Here is a 3128-nt window from a genome sequence, read left to right as displayed (position 1 = left end):
GTTAGAGCCAGAGGTAGCTGCACCAGCAGCTACGCCGCTGCCATCGTTGGTTGCTTTTAGAGTAACATTTGTGACCGTAATATGCTCACCTCTGTCTGCTTCTAAGGCTGTAGATTTTCCTGTCACGTTTCCTGTTGTCATTGTGATCTTGGATCCTGCACCTTCTGCATAGAGGCCTCCTTCATCATGGGATGTAATTTGAGTATTATCGGTTAAGATGATGCTGCTGCCATTTTGAGCACATATTGCTGCATAGCTTGAATCAAATGATCCTCCAGAGATTGTTACTGTAGACTCATTATCTGTAACTACGGCGCTTTCTGCTTCAGAGACAGTTATATCTTTTAACGCGACTGTACTTTTATCTGCAGATACTCCTGCTTTTAGGAGCACACCGTCTTTATTACTTGAAATGGTCACATTTTCCAGCTTGTTTTTATCGCTGTTACTGTTTTCAAAGCCAGCTCCATTATAGACAGCTTTAATGGTTCCCCCCATCATGCTGATTGCGCCACCATCTTTTGCATAAAGCTCAGTGTTTTCAGATGATGTAATTTGGGCATTTTCTAAAATAATGGTACCACTATTTTGTGCACCTATTGTTACCTTTTGAGCCTTAAATGATCCTCCAGAGATTGTTGTTGTAAACTCATTATCTGCAACTACGGCGTTTATTGCTTGAGAGACAGTTACATTTGTTAAAGCAACTGTACTTTTATTTGCAGATACTCCTTTTTTTAGTAGTGCACCCTCTTTATTATTTGAGATCTTCACACCGTTTAGTTTGTTGTTATCGCTGTTACTGCCTTCAAAGCTAGCACCACCCTCTGAAGCTTTAATGATTCCCCCGTCATGCTGATCGCCCCACTATCTTTTGCATAAAGTCTGGTGTTTTCAGATGTAATTTGAACGTTGTTGTTTAAAGTAATGGTGCTGCTATTAAGAGCGCCTAATGTTACCATTTGCGTTTTAAATGATCCTCCAGAGATCGTTATTGTAGAGTTATTATTTGCAACTACGGCATTATTTTCTTGTGTCACTTTTATATTTTCTAAAGTGATAGTACTGTTTTCAGTTTTTATTCCAGCGTGTAGTGGTGCATCGTCTTTACCACTTGATATCGTCACAGTGTCTAATTTGTTTTCTTTGCTCTTACTGTTTAAGAATTGAACGCCCGTGTCAGAAACCGTAATAATTCCCCCCTGTCATTTGAAGTGTAGCTTCATCTTTTGCTTCAAGACCCAAACGGATGTCAGAATCCGCTTCTTTAATGGTTGTCTTATTGCCCGTTAATTCAATTGCACAGCCTTTGTGCACAGCCTTTGCTTTCAGTGGTTATAACGTAGACGTTTGTGTTTGAGCTTGAGTTTGTGTCTTTATTTTCGGTGACTGTCAAATTTTCGCCAGTGACTTTTCCACCTTCTTTTGCGTGAATAATTTCATAGGCTTTTCCAGTTCCTCCGATGACCTCTTGTTCTTTTCCAGAAGCTTCAAGAGATTCAGCATGTACATGAAGTTGAACATTACACAGCATAATAGCTGCTGTCGCCATAGATGACAGAGGGGATTTTTTATATACCTGTACTCTCCTTTTAAAGCCCTCAATATTCATTTCCCCGCAGTCTTCAAAAGAAGAAAAGAAAATAGATATTGCTTTTTGTTAATTCATAGCTTTGGTAATTTATTTTTTTATTTTTGTCAAAGTAAATAGTTGTCTTATCAAACTTATAGTTTTTATGTTTAAATACGTAATATTTAAGTTTACTTTATAACGTATTTTTCATTATATTTAAAAAGTAATTTTTCGTTTTATGGTTAATATTATAAAGTGCTAATAGTTGTATTTATGAGATTTTTATTGATGCCAATATCCATTGGTTTATGCTTAAAGAAATATCATGAATAGAAAAGACACTAGAAAAGAGAGTGTTTTTAAGGTTGTATATTTTCTGAAGGGGAAGACATTCTAGCATTTTAAATTCAATAAAGGATAAACCTTTTTACGTATCGTTTGACATTCTCTGTTGTCGTGAGTGAGAAAAGTCAGATGAGATAGAATACGTCGTAATTTATTGTTTTTATGACTGTTTTTTTACCATTCAATGCGCGTTTTTTCAAAATGGATTTTGATACTTAAAAATCGAAAAAGGTGGTAAAAAATAGCAAAAATCGAAATTTGTTGCAAAAAGAGTGCTGTATCCCTTGCTCAATTAGCTGCTCGTGCAAGGCGTCTTAAACGACAACATGGTCTAGATGTTTGGGTGATTGATTATATTCAACTCATGACAAGTGGTTCAAAGCGTTTTTCCGAAAACCGCGTTCAAAAGATTACAGCCATTACCATGGAGCTTAAAGCACTTGCAAAGGAACTCAATATTCCCATCATTGCGCTTTCACAATTATCACGACAAGTTGAAAATAGAACAGATAAACGTCCACAATTCTCCGATTTACGTGAATCAGGTTCAATCGAGCAAGATGCCGATATTGTGTTGTTTGTTTATCGTGAAGAATATTATCTCAAAAATGAAGAACCAAAAGAAGGCTGTGCTGAATATCACAAATGGAAAGAAGCAATGGAACAAGTTAAGGGCAAAGCTGAGGGTATCATAGCCAAACAACGCCATGGGCCAACAGGAATCGTCCTCTGGCTTTCCAATCTGACTTTACATGCTTTAGTGACCTAACGGATAACGACAACTTTCCAGAGAAATTCGCTTGAGCTTAAAATAATGATCTGATGATTGAGAAGAAAAATCCCATAGATTCTCATAAAAAATGACGAATCTTAAAATATACTTTGAAAGGTCTTTAAAGCCCCTTTGAGAACCCCTTAAAAATCATTTGAAACAAAATAAATTGGTACAAAACCTAGTATCAAACTACACCCCTATGCCAGACAATTTGGAGCCGAACTAGCCCTTTATTACCACTGGTCAGCTTTAGAGATCAATCAGATGGATTTGCTGGAAGTGATTGCCTATCGGGAAGAGTTAGTGCGCTTGAAACAACAAGAATATGAAAGCCAAATGTTAGGATAAGATGCGATCATGGATGTTTCTCTTGTTGTCTGTTTTGTGAATCATCTGCAAGAAGGGATCGCCTCTGCCAAGCGAGACTTAAGAGCC

At 37.1% G+C, this 3128-nt stretch carries 4 protein-coding genes and 1 pseudogene; 1 reads left to right on the top strand and 4 read right to left on the bottom strand.

Going from position 1 to position 3128, the window contains the following annotated elements; genetic code table 11:
• The 4 genes from HWX04_RS07945 to HWX04_RS07930 all read right to left on the bottom strand — a co-directional run.
• A partial coding sequence (locus HWX04_RS07945) for a right-handed parallel beta-helix repeat-containing protein (RefSeq protein ID WP_439330031.1) occupies nucleotides 1-774 on the bottom strand: 774 nt, incomplete at its 3' end.
• Between the two features lie 5 nt (nucleotides 775-779).
• Entirely contained in the window at nucleotides 780-1127 is a 348-nt protein-coding gene (locus tag HWX04_RS07940) for a hypothetical protein (protein WP_175869588.1), read from the bottom strand.
• A 52-nt stretch (nucleotides 1128-1179) separates the two neighbouring features.
• Nucleotides 1180-1317, bottom strand: coding sequence for a hypothetical protein (locus HWX04_RS07935; protein WP_175869587.1), 138 nt, complete (start codon nucleotides 1315-1317; stop codon nucleotides 1180-1182).
• Nucleotides 1295-1534 (bottom strand): hypothetical protein, encoded by a 240-nt coding sequence (locus HWX04_RS07930; RefSeq protein WP_175869586.1) that lies wholly within the window; start codon nucleotides 1532-1534, stop codon nucleotides 1295-1297. The genes HWX04_RS07935 and HWX04_RS07930 overlap by 23 nt, the downstream gene beginning before the upstream one ends.
• 661 nt (nucleotides 1535-2195) lie before the next feature.
• Between HWX04_RS07930 and HWX04_RS07925 the strand changes: the two are divergent.
• A pseudogene (locus HWX04_RS07925) lies at nucleotides 2196-2722 on the top strand (DnaB-like helicase C-terminal domain-containing protein); the annotation flags it as partial.
• Nucleotides 2723-3128 lie beyond the last annotated feature (406 nt).

This window comes from Bartonella gabonensis (assembly GCF_903679515.1).
GTDB classification, from domain to species: domain Bacteria; phylum Pseudomonadota; class Alphaproteobacteria; order Rhizobiales; family Rhizobiaceae; genus Bartonella; species Bartonella gabonensis.
This window is presented reverse-complemented; position numbering and strand designations above follow the sequence as displayed.

What these genes read in the sequence shown, in the direction of transcription:
- HWX04_RS07930 (WP_175869586.1), bottom strand. Translation starts at nt 1,534, where the DNA reads ATGCTGTGTAATGTTCAACTTCATGTACATGCTGAATCTCTTGAAGCT.